Raw genomic sequence first — 19,006 nt, 5'->3', positions numbered from 1 at the left:
GCCCAAACGCCGAACGGCCCTCCGGAGTACCGGAGGGCCGTTCGGGATTCTGCGAAAATGCGCCGTTTAGTAAAAGAAAATGCGCCGTTTAGTAGAAGTGGACCGTGTCGACGAGGTGGGGGAGTTCGCCGCCGTCCAGGAACGTGCGCAGGTTGCTGGCGAAGCGCTCGGCAATCAGGCGGTTCTCGGCAGCGCTGAGCGCCGAAGTGTGCGGCGAGACCATGACCCGCGGGTGGCTCCACAGGGGGCTGTCCTGGGGCAGCGGCTCTACAGCGAACACATCCAGGCAGGCGTAGGAGACCTGGCCGTTGTCCAGGGCTTCCAGGAGCGCCTCCTCGTCAACCACGGTTCCGCGGCCGACGTTGGCGAAAACCGTTCCCGGCTTCATCGCCGAGAAGACATCGCGGTTGAAGAGCTTCTCGGTGTACGGCGTGCCGGGAAGCGTGTTCACCACTGCGTCGGCGTCCGCCAACAGGCCGGGAAGGCCTGAGTTGTCCGCGACCTCGTCGATACCCTCGATCGCTTCGACATTCCGCTTGGTCCCGCTGACCTTCATGCCCAGCGCGCGTGCGATACGCGCGGTTTCCAGGCCGATTTCGCCGAGGCCGGTGACCACCAGCTTGGAGCCGTTCACCAGCTTGGTGGGGATTCGAAGCTCGGGCCAGACCTTGGCGGCCTGGTCTTGGGCAAGTTCGGCGCTCCGCTTGAATCCGTTCAGGATGCCCAGAGCGGCAAATTCGGCGAGCGGAAGGGCATGCACTCCCGCGGATGTGGTGACCTTGAACTTCTGCAGCGTCTCGGTGTCGAGGCCGGAAGCCTTGACGGCTCCGCCTGCGCCCGCGGCCATCGCGTGGATCCACTGCAGGTGCGGGTTGCTTTGGGCAATGCGCGCCAGGCCGGCCGGGTTTTCGTTCGGGAAACCGTAGAGGATCTGCGCCTTGTTCAGCATCGACCAGTAACGCTCCTCCTGTTCCGGGGTGCGCTTGAAATCCGGATCGCCCGCGTGGTCGGCGGGGAAGCGTTCCGGAGGGAGGAGATCGGGTTCGTAGAGCACCGTGATGCGCGGATCTACTGCACGGATTCGCTCCACATGCTCAGCTTCGAGCGGGACAGCGATCGCGATGGTGAGTTCATCAGTCGTCATAGTGTTCATCATACTGAATTGAGGCTAGGATATTGAACAGTTTTTGAAACATGAACCACGAAGAAGTGAGGTGCAACGGATCGTGACAGCCAAAACCGCAGGTTTTGTGGGACTTGGACTTATGGGGTTCCCGATGGCAGCCAACTTGCTCAAGGCCGGCTGGGAAGTGACCGCATGGAACCGCTCTGCCGGGGCAGTGGCCGAGTTGCGGCAACTGGGCGGCAAACCGTCGGAGACCGTCGCGGCTCTTCGCGACCAACCCGTCATCGTCTTCATGCTTCCCGACCTGTCCTACATCGAGGAATCAGCTTCGGGCCTGCTGGATGAATGGCGCTCGCTGGCACCCGCACCTGGAACCGCGGTCGTCGTGATGAGCAGCGTGTCTCCGACGGGCGTCCAGGAATTCGCCCGGACAGTCCACAGCGCCAGCGGCGGGAACGCCGTCGTTGTTGACGCCCCCGTCAGCGGCGGCACCACGGGTGCGCAGGATGGCACGCTGGCGATCATGGCCGGCGCGTCCGAGGAGGTCTTCCAGCGCTTGCTTCCGCTGTTCGAAGCGATGGGGACCACGGTCCGGCGAATGGGTGCCCTGGGCGCCGGGTCGCTCGCCAAGGCGTGCAACCAGTTGATCGTCGGAACCACGACGGCGGCCCTCGCCGAAGCGGCCGAACTCGCCGAGCGCTCGGGCATGGATGCTGCGGCCCTCTTCGAGGTCCTTGCCGGCGGACTGGCCGCCAGCCGTGTGCTGGAGATCGTCGGCCCGCGGCTCGCAGCGAAGGACTACGTCCCCACAGGTCCGGCGAAGTTCATGCACAAGGACCTCAAATTCGTGCTCGAAAGCGCCGAAGCGGTCGGTGCCGCCGTCCCCATGGCGAGTGCCGGCGTCGAACTCTACCGTGAGCTGATCGATCAAGGCCTGGGCGAGAAAGACCTCGCAGTCGTCAGGCAAGCAATCGCAAATCTCAGCGGCACCTACGCAGCCAGCTGAACTAAGTAAGGAACAAAATGAGTGGAATGTTTGACCTCACGGGGCGCGTGGCGCTCGTGACCGGGTCCAGTCGGGGGATCGGCAACGCGCTGGCCCGTGGGCTGGCTGACGCCGGTGCGACGGTGGTCTTGAACGGGATCAATGCCGAGCGGCTCAAGGACGCGGAAGCGGCCATGGCCGCGGATTTCGGGCCGGGGCGCGTCCACAGCGTGGCGTTCGATGTCACCAATGACGCCGAAGCTGCCCGTGGCGTGGCCTGGGTGGAGGAGAACGTCGGCCCCCTGGACATCCTGGTGAACAATGCCGGCATCCAGCACCGCGTCCCCATGCTGGACCTGGACGTGAAGGACTGGGAGCGGGTCATCACCACCGACCTGACGAGCGCGTTCCTGGTGGGCCGGGAGGCTGCCCGGCACATGATCCCGCGCGGGCGCGGGAAGATCATCAACATCTGTTCGGTGCAGACCGACCTTGCCCGTCCCACGATCGCGCCGTACGTGGCCGCGAAGGGCGGCTTGCGCAACCTCACCCGGGCGATGACTGCCGAATGGGCGGCCTCGGGCCTGCAGATCAACGGCATCGCTCCGGGATACATCCACACCGAGATGACACAGAACCTGGTGGATGACGCAGACTTCAACTCCTGGATCCTGGGCCGCACTCCGGCGCACCGTTGGGGGACGGTTGAGGACCTGGCCGGACCGGCGGTCTGGCTGGCCTCGGATGCGTCGAACTTCGTCAACGGCCAGACGATCTTCGTTGACGGCGGAATGACGGTGGTGGTCTGATGAGCGGCTTCCAGCTTCCCGCGTCCACGCCCGCGGTCGTCGCGCACGCCGCGGGGGACCTGCGCATCGAGGACATCGAACTTGCGGCACCCGCGGCCGATCAGGCCGTCGTCGAGATCGCCTACGGCGGGATCTGCGGTTCGGACCTGCACTACTGGCTCCACGGAGCAGCGGGCGAATCGATCCTGAAGGCGCCCCTGGTGCTCGGACACGAGATCGTGGGCACCGTGGTGCAGCAAGCGGCAGACGGAACCGGCCCGGTGGCCGGGACCCCGGTGGCGGTCCACCCGGCCACCCCTGGCCCGGGTGCTGCGAAGTACCCCGAGGACCGGCCGAACCTGTCCCCGGGCTGCACCTACCTTGGCAGCGCGGCACGCTTCCCGCACACCGACGGCGCCTTCAGCCGTTACGCGGCCTTGCCCTCCCGGATGCTCCGGCCCCTTCCCGCAACACTGGGCCTGCGCACGGCCGCGCTCGTGGAACCGGCCAGCGTGGCCTGGCACGCGGTGTCCCGTGCCGGCGATGTGGCAGGCAAGACCGCGCTCGTGATCGGAAGCGGTCCGATCGGTGCGCTGGCAGTCGCTGTCCTGAAGCGGGCGGGCGCGTCCCGTATCGTGGCCGTGGACATGCACGACAAGCCGCTGGAGATTGCCCGCGCCGTCGGCGCCGATGAGGTCCTCAAGGGTGACGACGCCGAGGCGATCGCGGCGGTGGAGGCCGACGTCGTGATCGAATCCTCCGGCAGCCACTTCGGCCTGGCATCGGCGATCAAGGGCGCCGTGCGCGGCGGCAAGGTGGTCATGGTCGGGTTGCTGCCCTCCGGACCCCAGCCGGTCTTCATCTCCCTGGCGATCACGCGCGAACTCGAACTGCTCGGCTCGTTCCGCTTCAACGACGAAATCGACGAGGTCATCACCGCCCTCGCGGACGGCTCGCTCTACGTCGATCCCGTGGTCACCCATGAATTCACCCTGGACAACGGCCTCGAAGCCTTCGAAGTGGCCAGGAATTCCGCTGAATCAGGAAAAGTGCTCCTGAACTTCGGCCCGGCGGCGTAGGGTCCGCTGGCTTCCGGCTCTGTGGGCGGCGTTGGCGTTCCTTGTCAGCGCCGCTCGACCGGAACAAACACCCTCGGCTGGCCTTCCCAACCGGGGGACAGGTCCGCGATGGTCTCACGCATGATGCTCGACGAGGCCTCGCGCGCCTTGTCGCCGTCGCCATCGCTGATGGCTTGAGCCACCTCCATATGCCATTGCAACGCGGCTTCCTTTGGGTGCTCGGGCATGAGTCCGTGGACCGTCCGGCCTGTGAGTGTCTCGGTGACCTGGCCGATCAGGTTGGCGAACATCTCATTTCCGGAGCCAGAGAGTACCAAGGCGTGGAAGCGGATATCGAGTTCCAAGAAGGTGGCCATGTCGCCGGCACGGCCGGCATCGCGCATGGCCAAGGAGACCTCCACCAATTCGCTCCGCAGGGTGTCGGGAGCGTTGTCCGCGGCAAGTTCCGCCGCTGCGGGCTCGACGGCGAAACGGAGTTCGGCGAGCGAGCGCAGCTGGGCGCCGCGTCCTTCGCCGGCCAAACGCCAGCGGATGACCATGGGATCGAACGGGTTCCACCGGTGTGCCGGAAGCACCCTGATGCCAACCCGTTTGATGGTTTCCACCAGTCCGAGGGACTGCAGTACCCTGACGGCTTCCCGGACCACCGATCGCGACACCTTGAGTTCGTCCTCGAGGTGTTCGGCCAGCATGACGTGGCCGGTTGGGAGCTTTCCGCTGACGATCCTGGTGCCCAGATGCTCGATGGCGCGGAAGTGGAGACTGGTTGACATAGTCGTAAGCATAATGGCGCCGCTAGGCGCCACTGGGCGCCGTCCACGGCTATCGGCTCCGCACGGGACGGTCCGCGCACATAGACTCTTTTGTGACGCGGGGCGTTCCGAAACGTGGACATCAGCTTCCCAGGATGCCGATTAAATACGTATGGTTTATTCCAGCTGTTGCTTTGGAAAACGTTTCCTCGCGCTGAGCAGGACTCGATGCACACGAAGAATTGGAGTTTTGATGTCTGCACATATTGGTGTGACTGGCCTTGCAGTGATGGGCGCCAACCTGGCGCGAAACCTGGCTCGCAACGGTTTTACCGTTGCTTTGCACAACCGTTCCGTGGAAAAGACGGATGCGTTGTTGGCCAAGCATGGTTCCGACGGGGACTTCATCCGTACGGAGAGCCTGCAGGAGCTCGTGGATTCCTTGGAGAAGCCGCGGCGGGTGCTGATCATGGTCAAGGCCGGCAAGCCGGTGGACGCAGTAATTGACCAGTTGGTGCCTTTGCTCGAACCGGGCGACATCGTGATCGACGCCGGCAACTCCCACTACGAGGACACGCGCCGCCGCGAAGCCGCCCTGGCGGAGAAGGACCTGCACTTCGTGGGCGTCGGGGTTTCCGGCGGTGAAGAGGGCGCTTTGAACGGCCCCTCGATCATGCCGGGCGGCTCGCGTGAATCCTACGACGCTTTGGGCCCGTTGCTGGAGAAGATCTCCGCGAAAGTCGACGGGCAGCCGTGCTGCGCCTGGATCGGCACCGACGGTGCCGGCCACTTCGTCAAGATGGTCCACAACGGCATCGAATACGCCGACATGCAGGTCATTGGTGAAGCCTTCGACCTCCTGCGTTCGGGTGCGGGCATCGAACCGGCCGAGCAGTCCAAGATCTTCGCCGAGTGGAACAAGGGCGAGCTTGCCTCGTTCCTGATTGAAATCTCCGCCGAGGTCCTGGGCCACGTGGACGCCAAGACGGGCAAGCCGTTCGTGGATGTAGTCGTCGATGCCGCTGGCCAGAAGGGCACCGGACGCTGGACCGTGATCTCGGCCCTGGAGCTGGGCTCGCCGGTATCCGGCATTGCGGAGTCCGTCTTCGCCCGTGCGCTGTCCTCCCAGGCCGAACAGCGCAAGCTGGGCCAGGAACTGCTCGCCGGTGAGGAAATCGCCGTCGAGGTTCCGGAGAACTTCGTCGAGGACGTCCGCCAGGCGCTCTACGCCTCCAAGCTGGTCTCCTACGCCCAGGGCCTGGACATGCTGACGTCCGCCGCGAAGGAATACGGCTGGGAGCTGAAGCTGGATGAGATCGCTTCGCTGTGGCGTGGCGGGTGCATCATCCGTGCCGAACTCCTGAAGGAAATCACCAACGCCTACGCTGCCGAGCAGAAGCCGGCGAACCTGCTGTTCGCCCCGGCCTTCACCAGGGCAATCGCCGAAGCGCTGCCGGCTTGGCGACGCGTCGTGGCCACCGCCGTGCAGCTGGGCATCCCGGTACCGGTGTTCTCCTCCTCGCTGGCCTACTACGACGGACTGCGCCGCAAGCGCCTGGCCGCCGCCGTGATCCAGGGACAGCGCGACCTCTTCGGAGCTCACACCTACGGCCGCGTCGACGCCGAAGGAACCTTCCACACCCTCTGGAGCGAAGACAAGTCCGAAATTTCGGCCGTCGACACTCACTGAGGCACCTTTAGAAGAGTGAAGCGGGCTGCCCCGCTCCGCTCCTGACAAAGGCCGGTGCTTCCCCGATACTGTGGGAGGCGCCGGCCTTTGCCGTACGCTGCAAAGTCGGCCGGGCCTCAACCGTTCGCAGACAAGGAGCAGTCCATGCCGAAACGAGTAGCATTCGTGACAGGTGCATCAACCGGAATCGGTTTCGAGTCGGCCCTGCGGCTCCGCAAGGCCGGACTCCTGGTCTACGCGGGTGCCCGAAGGGTCGAACGGATGGAGCCCCTGAAGGCTGCCGGGATCAAGGTTTTGTCCCTCGATGTCACCGAAGAAGACTCCATGCGGTCCGCGGTGGATCTCATCCTTGCCGAGGAGGGACGGATCGATGTCCTTGTGAACAATGCCGGGTACGGATCTTATGGTTCGCTCGAAGAGGTGCCGCTGGACGAGGGGCGCCGCCAATTCGAGGTCAATGTCTTCGGGCTCGCCAGGATGAGCCAATTGGTGGTTCCCGTGATGCGGGCCGCCGGGTCCGGCAGGATCGTGAATGTCTCCTCCATTGGCGGCAAAATGTACGAGCCCCTGGGCGCTTGGTACCACGCGAGCAAATTTGCCGTCGAGGGCCTCAGCGATTCGCTGCGCCTTGAGTTGAAGCCGCACGGGATCGACGTCGCCATCATTGAGCCTGCCGGTACGGACACCGAATGGGGCACGATCGCCGGTGAGGGGTTGCTGGCGGTATCCGGCCAAGGTCCGTACAGGGAGCAGGCGCTCGTTGTCGCGACGGCCTTGGCGTCGACGTCGGGAACTGCTCTTTCCACGCATCCGCGAACCGTGGCGGGAGCAGTGCTCCACGCCGCCACGGCTCGTCGGCCCAAGACCCGATACCCGGTGGGCAGGGGAGCCAGGACCATTCTGGGTTTGCGGCGTATCCTTCCGGACCGCGCCTTCGACGCGGTCTTCTGGAACGCCTACGTTCGCTTTTCCCGCTAGATCCGGTATTCGATGTAGTACTCGGCGGGGTCGACCGCCGGTTTGGTTTCGCTCTTGGCGTCGCGGTGGCGCCAGGTTGCGGGGACGCCCGTGATGATGGACTCCGGCGGAGCGTCTTTGACGACGACGGCGTTGGCACCCACGGCGCTGTCCGCACCGATGGTGATGGGTCCGAGGACCTTCGCACCTGCACCGATCGTGACGCGGTCTCCGATGGTGGGGTGGCGCTTGACCTTGGCCAAGGAGCGGCCACCAAGGGTGACGCCGTGGTAGATCATGACGTCCTCGCCGATTTCAGCGGTTTCGCCGATGACCACTCCCATGCCGTGGTCGATGAAGAACCTCCGGCCGATGGTGGCTCCGGGGTGGATCTCGATTCCGGTGAGGAACCGTGCGAGCTGGGAAATAAGCCGCGCGGGGAACCGGAGGTCCGGGTTCTGCCACAACTTATGGGTCAGGCGGTGCGCCCAGATGGCATGCAACCCGGAGTACGCAAAAAAGTTCTCAAAGGAGCCTCGGGCCGCCGGGTCATGCGACCGGGCGGCCTCGAGGTCTTCCCTCAGTCTTGCGAAGAAGCTCACAAAGACCTTTCTACAGGAAATGAAAGAACGCGGTGGAGCGGAGTCCGCAATCAGCCGCGAATGTCGTCAAAAAGGACGGTGGAGATGTAACGTTCGCCGAAGTCCGGAACCACTGCAACGATGAGCTTGTCCTTGTTCTCGGGACGCTTGGCCAATTCCAGGGCTCCCCACACGGCCGCACCGGCCGAGATACCGCCGAGGATGCCTTCCTTGGTGCCGAGTGCGCGGGCGGTGGCAACCGAGTCTTCGAGGGTGGCGTCCAGGACTTCGTCGTAGACGTTGGTGTCAAGGACTTCCGGCACGAAGTTCGCGCCGAGGCCCTGGATCTTGTGCGGGCCGGGAGCACCGCCGTTGAGGATGGGGGAGTCCTTTGGTTCAACGGCGACTACTTGGATTTCAGGCTTGCGCTCCTTGAGGACCTGCCCGACGCCGGTGATGGTACCGCCGGTGCCCACCCCGCCAACGAAGATGTCCACTGCGCCGTCGGTGTCCGCCCAGATTTCCTCTGCCGTGGTGGTGCGGTGGATCCAGGGGTTTGCTTCGTTGGCGAACTGCTGGGCCCAGATTGAGTTCTCAGTGTTGGCAACGATTTCCTGGGCCTTCTCGACGGCGCCGCGCATGCCTTCGGAGCCCGGCGTCAGGACGATCTCGGCACCGTACGCGCGCAGCATGACGCGGCGCTCGGTTGACATGGTCTCCGGCATGGTCAGGATGACTTTGTAGCCGCGGGCTGCGCCCACCAATGCGAGGGCGATTCCGGTGTTGCCCGACGTACCTTCGACGATGGTGCCGCCCGGCTTCAGCGACCCGGACTTCTCGGCGGCGTCGATGATTGCCACGCCGATGCGGTCTTTGACACTGTTGGCCGGGTTGTAGAATTCCAGCTTCACGGCAACCTGGGCTTCGAGGCCTTCGGTGAGCCGGTTCAAGCGGACCAGGGGGGTTCCGCCGATCAGCTGGGTGACGTCGTCGTAGATCCGTGCCATGTATTCATGCCTATTCTCTGAATTCGCTGAAATAGCTACTGCTGAGGTCAGCCTAACGAGCGGTGCTAAACGCTGCTACGCGCGGAGCCACGAAGAGTAATATTTCCTGGCTTTGGCGAGCTTGGGGTTGATGATGACCTGGCAATAGCCCTGTCCGGGAAACTTCGCGTAGTAATTCTGGTGGATCGCTTCTGCCTCGTAGAACTCCGGAAGCCGGACTACCTCGGTCACAATCGGCTTCGGCCATAGCTCCTGGTTACGGAGGATGGCTTCCTCGAAAAGGATCTTCTCTTCCGTCGTGGAGTAGAACATCGATGAACGGTACTGCGTCCCGACGTCGTAACCCTGCCGGTTGAGCGTTGTGGGATCGTGCAGGGCGAAGAACATGTCCAGGACGATGTCCGCGGGAATGGTGTCTTCATCGAATGTCACGGCAACCACTTCCGCATGGCCCGTCATCCCGGAACAGACGTCGTAGTAGTCGGGGTTGCGGACATGGCCCCCTGTGTATCCGGAGACGACGGCCGTGACGCCCTTGGTCTTTTGGTAGACGGCATCAAGGCACCAGAAGCAACCACCGCCAAGTACAAAGGTTTTCATGATCTCTTCAATGGCCGGGGACGCTGGATGATTCCCGCACAAACTTACAGGACTATGACGTCGCAGCCGCGTTGAGTGGCAACCGGACTTGAATCCGGAGGAGGACGTACGCGTGTCCTTCCTTCGGAATGGGTAAGAATGGAAGGCATGGAAGCTGTGAACACCGCCGTTACAGATGCAGGATCCGGAGAAGAGCCGGAAGACGGTGCAGGCGGAACGCCAGGAACGGGAATCCCGACCCTTGGCCAGGTGTTGCTTGCCGTGGAAGAGCTCTGGCCGGAGTCCCTCGCGGAAGAGTGGGACGAGGTCGGATTGGTGGCCGGACGTCCTGCCGCCACGGTTTCCCGGATCATGTTCGCCGTGGACCCGACGCTCGAGGCTATCGAAGAAGCCATTGAATGGGGTGCCGCGCTACTCGTCACGCATCACCCGTTGCTCCTCAAAGGAGTCACTTCAGTGGCTGCTACGAGCGCCAAAGGCCTGGCGGTGCACCGCCTTATCGAGTCGGGAACCGGCCTCCTGACCGTTCATACCAACGGCGATTCCGCCGTCGGCGGTGTTTCGGACGTCCTGGCTGACGCCTTCGGCCTGGAAAACGTGGTGCCCTTGGCTCCGGCGGCGCACGGACTGCCGGAAGAGGGCATCGGCCGGGTTGGAGACCTTGCCGAACTCATGACCCTTGGCGATTTCGCGGCACGTGTATTCGAAGTCCTCCCGGCTGTGGCCGGCGGAGTGCGCGTGGCTGGTGACAAGGACGGACTCGTGCGCCGTGTCGCAGTATGCGGCGGGGCGGGAGACAGCCTTTTCGACGCCGTACGGGCAAGCCATGCCGACGTCTACGTTACGGCCGACTTGCGCCACCACCCCGCCTCGGAGGCCAGGGAGGCCGCCGTCGACAGCCGGCCGTACCTCATTGACGTATCCCACTTCGCAAGCGAATGGCTGTGGCTCCCGGCCGCGGCCGAAGCCCTCGGCAACGTGCTCACCGACCAAGGGCACGAGGTGGAGATCCGGGTCGCTACGACCAACAGCGACCCGTGGGACTTCATTCTGACTCCTGGCGGCGACTAGAGTCGAGAAACGGGCCGATGGCCCGGCCGGAGTGAAGTTCACCCGGCGCGATCAAGCGGAGGTAAGCGCGTGGCCAAGGCAGCACCGGCGGAACAGTTGAAATTGCTTGAGCTGCAGGGGTTGGACGCCAAGCTCAAATCGCTGGCCAGTCGCCGTCGTGTTTTGGAAAACGATCCCCGCATCGTCGATCTTCAGGACGCCCTTACAGTTGCCAACGGGCAGCTCGGGACCGCCAAACTGGCCGTCCATGACGCCGAAGCCGAGCTGCGCAAGTCCGAGGCCGACGTCGAGCAGGTCGCCGGCCGCATCGAGCGGGACGAGGCCCGGCTGAACAGCGGCACCGGGCTTTCGAAGGACTTGGTCGCGCTGCAGAACGATATTGCATCGCTGAACAAACGCCGCTCCGACCTTGAGGACATCGAGCTGGAGATTCTGGAACGACTGGACTCCCTGCGGGGGAGCCAAGCTGCCCAACAGCAGATAGTCGACGATATCCAGGGCTCTTTTTCCGGGATCCGTGCGGAACTTGACCAAGCCATCGCGGAGATTGCGGCCGAGGAAGCTGCCCTCCACGCCGAGCGGAGCGGCTTCGCGGAAGGGCTCGACGCCGGCATGCTCGCGATCTACGAACGGACCCTCGCAAAGCGGGGAGTCGGGGCAGCTCGGCTGTTCCATGGCAAATCGGAAGGCTCGGGGATGACCCTCAGCCCCGGGGACCTAGCCGAAGTCAAAGCGGCCGCGGAGGACGATATCGTCTTCTGCCCGGATTCCGGCTGCATTCTGGTGCGTTCTGCTGAATGGAACTAGCTAGGCGCGGAGGATGATGTTCAGGCTGTGCGGTTTGCGGACCGTGCCCTCTACCAGTTCGGCAGGCCACGCTTCTTCCGTGGCCTTCAGGAGTTGCTCCGGGGTGGACGGAGCCTTGCCGCGCCGGCTGAGCAGGTGACGGGCAAGTTCGCCGCGGGTGTGCTTGGCGAAATGGCTGACGACGGTGCGTTTGCCGTTGGCCTCTGAAAACACGTTCACGGAAACCGTTTGGGCTGCTGGCGGAGCCCATGCCGCGGCATAAGTGCTGGACCGGCAGTCCACCAGCAGTTCGCCTTCCACGCGGGCGGCAAGGGCCTGCGTGAGCTTCGGCTTCCAGAACGAGGCGAGGCGTCCGACGTCGGGCAGTGCCGTTCCCATGGACAGGCGGTAGGCGGGCACCCGGTCGCCGAACCCGATGGCGCCCCACAGCGCGGAGACGACGAGGATCGATTCGGCGGCCTTGCGCCGTTGCGCCGCGGTGAGGCTCCGGTAGCCGAGCGCGTCGTAGAGGACCCCCGAATACACCTGGTGGGCGGGTGCCGCCGGTTCCGCGTGCAAGCGGGTGTTGCGTTCGACGTCGTCCTTGAGTGACGCTCCGACGCCCAGCAACGCCAAGGCGTCCTCGTGTGCGCTGACCAGGCCGAGCGCGTCGAGCACTTTGGCGCGGTAGCTGTTGAGCTCCGGGAAGCTCAGCGCTTCCCAATCGACGGAGGGGCCTTTGACGGCAGGGGTCTTGCCTTCGGAAGGCGGGAGGAGAATCAGCACCTGACGATATTAGCGGTCAGAGTGCCGGGCAAGCGCCGGTAGACTGTACGGCGGATGGGTTGGCCAGGCGGCCGCGCGCCACGCGAGTGGCTCGAGGAACGTCCGGGCTCCATAGGGCAGGGTGGTGGGTAACGCCCACTCGGGGTAACCCGCAGGCCAGTGCCACAGAAAACAGACCGCCGTTGCCTGCTTGTGTCCGCACAGGCAGGCAACAGGTAAGGGTGAAACGGCGGTGTAAGAGACCACCAGCTCCGCGGGTGACCGCGGAGGCTAGGTAAACCCCACCCGGAGCAAGGCCAGACAGGACACGATTGAGGGCTGCCCGCCCGAGTGTCCGGGTAGGCCGCTGGAGGGCGTCGGCAACGGCGTTCGTAGATGGATGGTCGCCACTCCCTTGTTGGCAACGGCAGGGGAACACAGAACCCGGCGTACCGGCCAGCCCATCCACCATGAGCGCCGGTCTGCCATGTGAGTGAATTCACGCGCTCCCGCGGCCAAAGCGCTGCCTGCCTGACTTTAGAATGGACAGTGAACGTAGAAGTTCCACCGCCGGGTCTGCGTTCGCAGCCGGCGGTTTTTCCTTGCAACGTTCGAGGTGTCCGGGCAGACCGAAGTCCCGCCGATGCCAGTGCCGCAGGATTACTCCGGGCGGCCGCCAACTATGTACGAGGGCGTATGTAGCTGACCCTAGGAAGGTAGTTCTGTGAGCCAGTCGTCAGATTCTTGTCTTGATACGTGGATGAGCCGCGAAGCGTTGGCTGAAGCCATGATCCCGGTGATCGGCCGGCTTTACCGTGAAAACAACGTGGTCACCAGCATCCACGGACGCAGCCTCATCAATAAGTCGTCGATGAACATCCTGAAAGCCCACCGCTTTGCCCGCCGGATGAGCAACGCCGAACTTCCGCTCGAAGAAACAGCACCGTTGCTCAATGTCCTCGCGGGCCTCGAGCTTGGGGCTGCCGCCATTGACATTGCCCGCCTCAATGAGAAGTACAAGGCCGAGGCGGCCGGCATCTCCTTGGAGGACTTCCTCCGAGCTGAGCTCGCCGAGATCGTCGGAAAGCGCGGCGCGGACGACCGCACCAGCACCGACGTCGTCCTCTACGGTTTCGGCCGGATCGGCAGGCTCCTCGCCCGCCTCCTGATCGAAAAGGCAGGCGGTGGCCACGGGCTGCGACTGCGCGCCATCGTTGTCCGCAAGGGCGCGGAAAACGACCTCGTGAAGCGGGCAAGCCTGCTGCGCCGCGACTCCGTCCACGGTTCCTTCGAAGGCACCATCCGCGTGGACGAGGAAGCCAACACCATCACCGCCAACGGCGTGGAGATCCAGGTTATCTACTCGGACAACCCCGCCACGATCGACTACACGGCCTACTGCATCGACAACGCACTCGTGGTGGACAACACGGGCCGTTGGCGCGATGAAGAAGGACTCTCCCAGCACCTGAAGAGCAAGGGCGTCGCGCGCGTCCTGCTGACCGCTCCGGGCAAGGGTGCGCTCAAGAACATCGTGCACGGCATCAACCACGGCTCGATCGAGGACACGGACCGGATCATCACCGCCGCTTCCTGCACCACGAACGCCATCACGCCCGTGCTGAAGGCGCTCAACGACAAGTTCGGAGTGATCCACGGCCACGTGGAAACCGTGCACTCGTTCACGAACGACCAGAACCTGATCGACAACTTCCACAAGGGCGACCGTCGCGGCCGATCGGCTGCGCTCAACATGGTCATCACGGAAACCGGGGCGGCCAAGGCCGTGGCGAAGGCCCTGCCGGAACTCCAGGGCAAGCTGACGGGTAACGCCATCCGCGTTCCTACCCCGGATGTCTCAATGGCGATCCTGAACCTGAACCTCGAAAAGGGAACCACCAAGGAAGAGGTCAACAACTACCTCCGCGAGATGTCGCTGCATTCGAACCTGCGCAAGCAGATCGACTTCATCGATTCCCCCGAGGTCGTCTCCACGGACTTCGTCGGCTCGCGCCGCGCCGGCATCGTGGATGGCCTGGCGACGATCGCCAACGACAAGAACCTCGTGGTCTACGTCTGGTACGACAACGAGTTCGGCTACAGCTGCCAGGTTGTTCGCGTCATGGAAGAAATGGCCGGCGTCAATCCGCCGTCGTTCCCCGCTCGCGATGTTGTGGTGGCCGAACTGCCCGCCTCCCTCGCCACGGCCGGCGTTTAGCCGCTCCCGGACCGCCCTGTAGCCAAGGCGCGGAGTCTGGAAAGACACAGGGGATTCCCAGCTGGGGCGCTAGCGCCAGCTGGGAATCCTGACCAGAATGGTCGCATGGAACACGAAAAGATCCTGGTACACGAGACCACCCTGGAACACGCACTCGACGTTGCGCTCGCCAACCAGAAGGAAGCCCAGCGCTTGCTCGACGGCGCCAAGGCAGCGTTTGCCGCGGGAGACATCTCCGAGGAACGCGTGCTTCAGTTGGAGTCGCTCCTTGCTGTCGCCACGGAAGACGTGAAACGGGTCACCAAGGAGCAATAGACCGTCGGCGACTTCCCCTCCCCACTGTGGATTTCGCCGTCGATGATCAGCTCCTGCCCTAGTCTCAAGGGAGACGCTCCCCTCGAAAGGACGCAATCCCTTGAGCACAACCTGGGCCGCTTACCGGCGTGCCCGCCGCCAGTCACGCCAAGCCTGGGCCTTGATCGCCCTCTTGGTCGTGGGCGCTGCCTCCGGCCTTGTCTGGTTCTTCGCGCAGGGCCAGTTCACCGTATCTGAAGGTCCCGGCAACGGACCGTCCGAAGCGCCCGTCGTTAATCCGGCCTGGATGAAGACGGTCCAAGCAGTCGAAGCAATTCCCACTGGACTGGCAGTCGACGCCCTTGACACCCTCCCAGTGAAGGGGCGTGCGGCGAAGGACGACTACCGCCGCGAAGAATTCGGCCAGGCCTGGCTCGACGTCGACCGCAACGGTTGCGATACCCGGAACGACATCCTGAGGCGCGATCTCGAATCGGTCGAGTTCACCGCAGGCTCAACGTGCAAAGTCGCCTCAGGAACGCTTCGGGAGCCTTACGTGGGGCACGACGTGCAATTCCGCAGGGGTTCCGAAAGCAGTGCCGCCGTGCAGATCGACCACGTTGTCGCGCTCGGTGACGCGTGGCAAAAAGGAGCCCGGCAGCTGACCCCGAAACAGCGGCAAAGCCTGGCCAACGATCCCGTCAACCTCATCGCCGTCGACGGTCCGGCCAACGTAAAGAAGAGCGCGAGCGATGCCGCAAGCTGGCTGCCGGCGAACAAGCGCTTCCGGTGCCACTACGTAGCGCGGCAGGTATCGGTCAAGGTTGCCTACCGGTTGTGGGTTACTCAAGCCGAGAAAGACGCCATGAGACGGGTCTTAGATTCCTGCCCGGGCCAGCAGACCATCAGGGCGTCGTAGGACGGTTCGCGGAGCCTTGCCGGCTCAGTGGCCGAATGGATCCGGATCGACCCCCGGCATCCAGGTCAGTCCAGGAACTCCCCAGCCGTTCTTCTTGGCCTGTTTCATTGCCTTCTTGGCGTAGCGGTCAACGAGGCGGTTCACGTAGAGCTTGCCGTCAAGGTGGTCGAACTCGTGCTGCATCACCCGCGCGAACCAACCCGTCGCCACGAAATCCACGGGGTTGCCGTGTCCATCGAAGCCCTGGACCCTCGCCCACTCCGCCCTTTGCAGGGGGTAGTGCTCTCCGGGGAAGGAAAGGCAGCCTTCGACGTCTTCCTCGGGGTCTGGAAGCGCTCCCGGGATCTTCGAAAGCGTCAGGACCGGGTTCACCAAAACGCCTTCGTCAGGTGCGTCGTCTTCGTTGGCATACTTGAACACGAAAATGCGTTTGCCGACCCCTACCTGGGGCGCAGCGAGCCCGACGCCGTTGGCGGCATCGTTCGTCTCGAACATGTCGGCGATCAAGGTGCGGAGTTCGTCGTCGAAGACTTCCACTTCGCTTGCCCGGCGGTGGAGCACGGGTTCGCCCCAGATGGTGACTGGCAGGACGGTCATGTCAGGATTCCTCTGGTTCTCGGTCCGGGCGACGAAGTGGCCGCAAATATTTAGACACAGCATGGTGTGCCGGGACAAGATGGCCGGGAAAAGAGAAAGGCCGTACTGGATACCAGTACGGCCTTTGTCCCGGCCGGCACACCAGTACCGGCTTCATGAGGGTGAGCGACGGGGGTTGAACCCGCGACCTCCTGGACCACAACCAGGCGCTCTGCCAACTGAGCTACGCCCACCATGTGCCTTGACCGCAACCGGATGACCCGTTCGCTGCGAAGGCAACGACAAAAACTATACCCCGAGTTGGGGGCTGGTTTTGCCACTTTTGGCCGTTTAGATGAAATTTCCCGAAAACGTGCTCTAGATCACGTTTCGCTGGCTACCTGTTGGCTGGCAGCGACCCCTTTGGCGATACGTTGGGCCGTCGCGGTATCGGGTCCGGGCGCCGGAACAAAGACTGCTTCGCGGTAGTAACGCAGTTCGTCGATGGAGTCCTTGATGTCACCCAGTGCCCGGTGCCCGCCGTGCTTGGCAGGAGACTGGAAATAGGCGCGGGGGAACCAGCGGCGCGAGAGTTCCTTGATAGTGCTGACGTCGATGACCCGATAGTGGAGGTGCTCCACGATATTGGGCATATCGCGTGCGAGGAACATCCGGTCGGTACCCACCGAGTTGCCGCCAAGCGGAGCCTTCTTGGGATCCGGGACCCACTTCTCGATGTATTCGAGGACGATCGCTTCGGCTTCGGCCATGGTCTTGCCGTGGGGGAGTTCCTCCAGGAGCTTCGAGCGCGTATGCATGTCACGGACGAAGTCGTTCATCTGCTCAAGGGCTGCCGCGTCCGGTTTGATCACGACGTCGACGCCGTCACCCAGGATGTTCAGTTCCGAGTCCGTGACCAGGGCCGCCACCTCGATCAAGGCATCGTTTTCAAGGTCCAGGCCGGTCATCTCGCAATCGATCCAAACGATGCGTTCATTAGTAATAGGCACGCGCCAAGCCTACCGTTCGGCCGCTTCGGAAGCGTGGCGGGACGCCCCGATTCCACGTCCACGGCAGTCTCCGCTGGTAAACTGGGCCGTTGTCGAGCGGTTGTTGCCGGCATCGATGAGCTGGACCAAAGTACGTAGGGGCTGGAATATCATGACGGCAGGCGGGACGAGCGTGGGCACTCCAAATAGCCGCGATGATGCCAGGGAGCCCGGTACGCCGCCGGCGGGGCAAGCTGCAGCCGGCTATTCCCGTGGGACCACATCGTCCGAAACTACCCGCATCGAAGAGGAGATGCCCCGCCAACCCAAGGCTTACGTGGCGATCTGGCAGGGTTTTTTCGGATCCCTCATGATCTTCGCCGGTTCGATCGGAGCGGGTTGGATCGCCAATGGATCCCCGATGTTCAGGCACCCTCTGGTGATCGCTCTTCGCACGGACGGGTGGGGCGTCACCACCTCCACGATTTTGCTCACGGCCGGGGCAATGCTCTTGGTCAGGTCCTGGCTCAGGCTCGGGCAAAGGCTCAAGGAATGGGGTCCAGGCTCGCTGAGATCGGTGGTCATCGCCGTTGCGGCCTGGGCTGCCCCGATGGTGTTCGCCGTTCCCATCTATTCGCGCGACGTCTATGCCTACACCGGCCAAGGGAGACTGGTCTTGGAAGGGCAGGATCCGTACACCACCGGCATCTCCTCCCTCAGCAACTGGTTCTCGCTCGGAGCCGACCCTGCCTGGGCCGAGGCCAAAACGCCCTATGGTCCGTACTTCCTCTGGATCGCTAAGTGGGTGGTCGGGATCACCGGGGCCCAACCCGATCTCTCCGTGTTGCTTTTCCGCCTGGTGGCACTTGTTGGCGTGCTTCTTTGCGTCGTGTACGTTCCGAGGCTCGCCGAACTGCACGGCATCATTCCGGGACGGGCCCTGTGGATCGCCGTTGCGAATCCGCTCTTCCTGATCAGCTTCGTCGCGAGCGCGCACAACGACGCGCTCATGGTGGGCCTGGCGGTTGCCGGTATGTACTTCGCCGCCACAGGACGGCACATCACCGGGATTCTTCTGGTCACGGCGTCGATCGGCATCAAGCCCATCACCGTGCTCCTCTTGCCCTTTGTCGGCCTGATGTGGGCTGGCCCTGCCGCAAGCTGGGCCCGGAAGTTCTTGTTCTGGGGTGCCACCGCGGCCATAAGTTTCGGGGTGCTTGCATTGAGCGGGATCCCGTACAACCTTGGCTTCGGATGGGTCTGGGCGATCCTCGATCCTACGCCTGGCTATACCGGCTATTCGCCGTCGGGCTTCCTGGGCCAGCAAGTTGAGGTGATCGCCAACCTCCTTGGCCTTCCCGGGTCTGCGCTGGCCACAGGACTGCGCACTCTCATGAAGTGGGCCGGGATCGGCCTGGTGGTGCTCCTGATGTTCCGTGGCGACTACTCGCGCCTGGTGAGGCGCGCCGCCTTGGCGTTTGCCGCCGTCGTGATGCTTTCACCGATCATCCAGCCGTGGTACATCCTGTGGTTCATCCCGCTGCTCGCGCTAACGGGCATCCGGAACGATTGGCAGATCAAGTCCCTCTACGTTGCCATTACGTTCTTTGTTGCGTTCGGCGCCCAGGACCAGATCTCCGTGTTGTCCTTCGTCGAACTGAACGTCAAGGTGTCTTCCCTTGCGTTCGTGGTGGCAGTGGGATTCACCATCTACCTCATGGTCCTGGACATTCACACGCGCAAGCTGCTCATTCGGTCGACGCCGGCAGAACTGTTCCGCCGCCTCGAGCGCCGGCTCAGGTTTCCGGCTCAGTAAGCGGCCC

The 19,006-nt window shown here is 63.6% G+C and carries 19 protein-coding genes, 1 tRNA gene and 1 other RNA gene; 12 read left to right on the top strand and 9 right to left on the bottom strand.

Translation table 11 applies throughout. The features are described from left to right. Nucleotides 1–88: 88 nt before the first annotated feature. The gene (locus ABCW42_RS12945) at nucleotides 89–1,156 is read right to left on the bottom strand and encodes a D-2-hydroxyacid dehydrogenase (protein ID WP_423181625.1); all 1,068 of its coding nucleotides are present in this window, start codon (nucleotides 1,154–1,156) and stop codon (nucleotides 89–91) included. A gap of 121 nt (nucleotides 1,157–1,277) precedes the next feature. On the opposite strand from ABCW42_RS12945, the gene ABCW42_RS12940 reads away from it, so the two are divergent. The 3 genes from ABCW42_RS12940 to ABCW42_RS12930 are packed head-to-tail and all read left to right on the top strand — an operon-like array spanning nucleotide 1,278 to nucleotide 3,978. Next, nucleotides 1,278–2,132, top strand: coding sequence for an NAD(P)-dependent oxidoreductase (locus tag ABCW42_RS12940; protein WP_423181624.1), 855 nt, complete (start codon nucleotides 1,278–1,280; stop codon nucleotides 2,130–2,132). A 17-nt stretch (nucleotides 2,133–2,149) separates the two neighbouring features. Next, entirely contained in the window at nucleotides 2,150–2,920 is a 771-nt protein-coding gene (locus tag ABCW42_RS12935) for an SDR family oxidoreductase (protein WP_423181623.1), read from the top strand. Continuing rightward, the gene (locus tag ABCW42_RS12930; RefSeq protein WP_423181622.1) at nucleotides 2,920–3,978 is read left to right on the top strand and encodes an L-idonate 5-dehydrogenase; all 1,059 of its coding nucleotides are present in this window, start codon (nucleotides 2,920–2,922) and stop codon (nucleotides 3,976–3,978) included. Before ABCW42_RS12935 ends, ABCW42_RS12930 begins: the two co-directional genes overlap by 1 nt. 44 nt (nucleotides 3,979–4,022) lie before the next feature. On the opposite strand, the gene ABCW42_RS12925 is transcribed toward ABCW42_RS12930, so the two are convergent. Beyond that, complete coding sequence (locus tag ABCW42_RS12925) at nucleotides 4,023–4,751, bottom strand: FadR/GntR family transcriptional regulator (protein ID WP_423181621.1); 729 nt, start codon at nucleotides 4,749–4,751, stop codon at nucleotides 4,023–4,025. Between the two features lie 232 nt (nucleotides 4,752–4,983). On the opposite strand from ABCW42_RS12925, the gene gndA reads away from it, so the two are divergent. Together gndA and ABCW42_RS12915 are read left to right on the top strand one after the other, a co-directional pair. Then, the gene (gndA, locus tag ABCW42_RS12920; protein WP_423181620.1) at nucleotides 4,984–6,420 is read left to right on the top strand and encodes an NADP-dependent phosphogluconate dehydrogenase; all 1,437 of its coding nucleotides are present in this window, start codon (nucleotides 4,984–4,986) and stop codon (nucleotides 6,418–6,420) included. A 144-nt stretch (nucleotides 6,421–6,564) separates the two neighbouring features. Beyond that, nucleotides 6,565–7,398 carry an oxidoreductase gene (locus ABCW42_RS12915; RefSeq protein WP_423181619.1) on the top strand — a complete coding sequence of 278 codons (834 nt, stop codon included), beginning with the start codon at nucleotides 6,565–6,567 and terminating at the stop codon, nucleotides 7,396–7,398. Here ABCW42_RS12915 and epsC read toward each other — a convergent pair. The 3 genes from epsC to msrA all read right to left on the bottom strand — a co-directional run bounded on the left by epsC (nucleotide 7,395) and on the right by msrA (nucleotide 9,565). Then, entirely contained in the window at nucleotides 7,395–7,979 is a 585-nt protein-coding gene (epsC, locus tag ABCW42_RS12910) for a serine O-acetyltransferase EpsC (RefSeq protein ID WP_133203136.1), read from the bottom strand. The two genes, ABCW42_RS12915 and epsC, sit on opposite strands and share 4 nt — an antisense overlap. A gap of 50 nt (nucleotides 7,980–8,029) precedes the next feature. Next, nucleotides 8,030–8,965, bottom strand: a complete 936-nt coding sequence (gene cysK / locus ABCW42_RS12905; protein ID WP_423181618.1) for a cysteine synthase A — start codon at nucleotides 8,963–8,965, stop codon at nucleotides 8,030–8,032. A gap of 75 nt (nucleotides 8,966–9,040) precedes the next feature. Then, nucleotides 9,041–9,565, bottom strand: coding sequence for a peptide-methionine (S)-S-oxide reductase MsrA (msrA, locus tag ABCW42_RS12900; protein ID WP_423181617.1), 525 nt, complete (start codon nucleotides 9,563–9,565; stop codon nucleotides 9,041–9,043). Between the two features lie 147 nt (nucleotides 9,566–9,712). Here msrA and ABCW42_RS12895 point away from each other — a divergent pair, with 147 nt between their 5' ends. Together ABCW42_RS12895 and ABCW42_RS12890 are read left to right on the top strand one after the other, a co-directional pair. After that, the gene (locus ABCW42_RS12895) at nucleotides 9,713–10,636 is read left to right on the top strand and encodes a Nif3-like dinuclear metal center hexameric protein (RefSeq protein ID WP_423181616.1); all 924 of its coding nucleotides are present in this window, start codon (nucleotides 9,713–9,715) and stop codon (nucleotides 10,634–10,636) included. A gap of 69 nt (nucleotides 10,637–10,705) precedes the next feature. After that, nucleotides 10,706–11,443 carry a zinc ribbon domain-containing protein gene (locus tag ABCW42_RS12890; protein WP_423181615.1) on the top strand — a complete coding sequence of 246 codons (738 nt, stop codon included), beginning with the start codon at nucleotides 10,706–10,708 and terminating at the stop codon, nucleotides 11,441–11,443. On the opposite strand, the gene ABCW42_RS12885 is transcribed toward ABCW42_RS12890, so the two are convergent. Beyond that, a complete protein-coding gene (locus tag ABCW42_RS12885) occupies nucleotides 11,444–12,208 on the bottom strand; it encodes a YaaA family protein (RefSeq protein ID WP_423181614.1) in 765 nt (254 codons plus the stop codon). A 55-nt stretch (nucleotides 12,209–12,263) separates the two neighbouring features. Here ABCW42_RS12885 and rnpB point away from each other — a divergent pair. From rnpB to ABCW42_RS12865, 4 genes are all read left to right on the top strand, one after another. Next, an RNA gene (gene rnpB / locus ABCW42_RS12880) (RNase P RNA component class A) lies at nucleotides 12,264–12,655 on the top strand. Between the two features lie 292 nt (nucleotides 12,656–12,947). Next, nucleotides 12,948–14,405 (top strand): glyceraldehyde-3-phosphate dehydrogenase, encoded by a 1,458-nt coding sequence (locus ABCW42_RS12875; protein WP_423181613.1) that lies wholly within the window; start codon nucleotides 12,948–12,950, stop codon nucleotides 14,403–14,405. Between the two features lie 105 nt (nucleotides 14,406–14,510). Continuing rightward, the gene (locus tag ABCW42_RS12870; protein WP_423181612.1) at nucleotides 14,511–14,720 is read left to right on the top strand and encodes a hypothetical protein; all 210 of its coding nucleotides are present in this window, start codon (nucleotides 14,511–14,513) and stop codon (nucleotides 14,718–14,720) included. A gap of 100 nt (nucleotides 14,721–14,820) precedes the next feature. Then, entirely contained in the window at nucleotides 14,821–15,618 is a 798-nt protein-coding gene (locus tag ABCW42_RS12865) for an HNH endonuclease family protein (RefSeq protein WP_423181611.1), read from the top strand. Nucleotides 15,619–15,642: 24 nt separating this feature from the next. Here the strand turns inward: ABCW42_RS12865 and def are convergent, their stop codons facing one another. The 3 genes from def to orn form a co-directional block, all read right to left on the bottom strand. Then, nucleotides 15,643–16,215, bottom strand: coding sequence for a peptide deformylase (def, locus tag ABCW42_RS12860; RefSeq protein WP_133203127.1), 573 nt, complete (start codon nucleotides 16,213–16,215; stop codon nucleotides 15,643–15,645). Between the two features lie 160 nt (nucleotides 16,216–16,375). After that, a tRNA-His gene (locus ABCW42_RS12855) sits at nucleotides 16,376–16,448 on the bottom strand. A 129-nt stretch (nucleotides 16,449–16,577) separates the two neighbouring features. Continuing rightward, a complete protein-coding gene (gene orn / locus ABCW42_RS12850; protein WP_423184888.1) occupies nucleotides 16,578–17,162 on the bottom strand; it encodes an oligoribonuclease in 585 nt (194 codons plus the stop codon). 193 nt (nucleotides 17,163–17,355) lie between these two features. Between orn and mptB the strand changes: the two genes are divergently transcribed. Then, on the top strand, nucleotides 17,356–18,999 hold the full coding sequence (mptB, locus tag ABCW42_RS12845) for a polyprenol phosphomannose-dependent alpha 1,6 mannosyltransferase MptB (protein ID WP_423181610.1): 1,644 nt from the start codon (nucleotides 17,356–17,358) through the stop codon (nucleotides 18,997–18,999). The last annotated feature ends 7 nt before the right edge of the window (nucleotides 19,000–19,006 follow it).

It is taken from the genome of Arthrobacter sp. NyZ413 (genome assembly GCF_049390645.1).
Lineage (GTDB): Bacteria > Actinomycetota > Actinomycetes > Actinomycetales > Micrococcaceae > Arthrobacter.
Note: the sequence above shows the minus strand (reverse complement) of the source record. Positions and strands in the feature narration are given on the sequence as shown.

What these genes read in the sequence shown, in the direction of transcription:
- ABCW42_RS12945 (WP_423181625.1), bottom strand. Translation starts at nt 1,156, where the DNA reads ATGATGAACACTATGACGACTGATGAACTCACCATCGCGATCGCTGTC.
- ABCW42_RS12940 (WP_423181624.1), top strand. Translation starts at nt 1,278, where the DNA reads ATGGCAGCCAACTTGCTCAAGGCCGGCTGGGAAGTGACCGCATGGAAC.
- ABCW42_RS12935 (WP_423181623.1), top strand. Translation starts at nt 2,150, where the DNA reads ATGAGTGGAATGTTTGACCTCACGGGGCGCGTGGCGCTCGTGACCGGG.
- ABCW42_RS12930 (WP_423181622.1), top strand. Translation starts at nt 2,920, where the DNA reads ATGAGCGGCTTCCAGCTTCCCGCGTCCACGCCCGCGGTCGTCGCGCAC.
- ABCW42_RS12925 (WP_423181621.1), bottom strand. Translation starts at nt 4,751, where the DNA reads ATGTCAACCAGTCTCCACTTCCGCGCCATCGAGCATCTGGGCACCAGG.
- gndA (WP_423181620.1), top strand. Translation starts at nt 4,984, where the DNA reads ATGTCTGCACATATTGGTGTGACTGGCCTTGCAGTGATGGGCGCCAAC.
- ABCW42_RS12915 (WP_423181619.1), top strand. Translation starts at nt 6,565, where the DNA reads ATGCCGAAACGAGTAGCATTCGTGACAGGTGCATCAACCGGAATCGGT.
- cysK (WP_423181618.1), bottom strand. Translation starts at nt 8,965, where the DNA reads ATGGCACGGATCTACGACGACGTCACCCAGCTGATCGGCGGAACCCCC.
- msrA (WP_423181617.1), bottom strand. Translation starts at nt 9,565, where the DNA reads ATGAAAACCTTTGTACTTGGCGGTGGTTGCTTCTGGTGCCTTGATGCC.
- ABCW42_RS12895 (WP_423181616.1), top strand. Translation starts at nt 9,713, where the DNA reads ATGGAAGCTGTGAACACCGCCGTTACAGATGCAGGATCCGGAGAAGAG.
- ABCW42_RS12875 (WP_423181613.1), top strand. Translation starts at nt 12,948, where the DNA reads ATGAGCCGCGAAGCGTTGGCTGAAGCCATGATCCCGGTGATCGGCCGG.
- ABCW42_RS12870 (WP_423181612.1), top strand. Translation starts at nt 14,511, where the DNA reads ATGGAACACGAAAAGATCCTGGTACACGAGACCACCCTGGAACACGCA.
- def (WP_133203127.1), bottom strand. Translation starts at nt 16,215, where the DNA reads ATGACCGTCCTGCCAGTCACCATCTGGGGCGAACCCGTGCTCCACCGC.
- orn (WP_423184888.1), bottom strand. Translation starts at nt 17,162, where the DNA reads ATGACCGGCCTGGACCTTGAAAACGATGCCTTGATCGAGGTGGCGGCC.
- mptB (WP_423181610.1), top strand. Translation starts at nt 17,356, where the DNA reads ATGACGGCAGGCGGGACGAGCGTGGGCACTCCAAATAGCCGCGATGAT.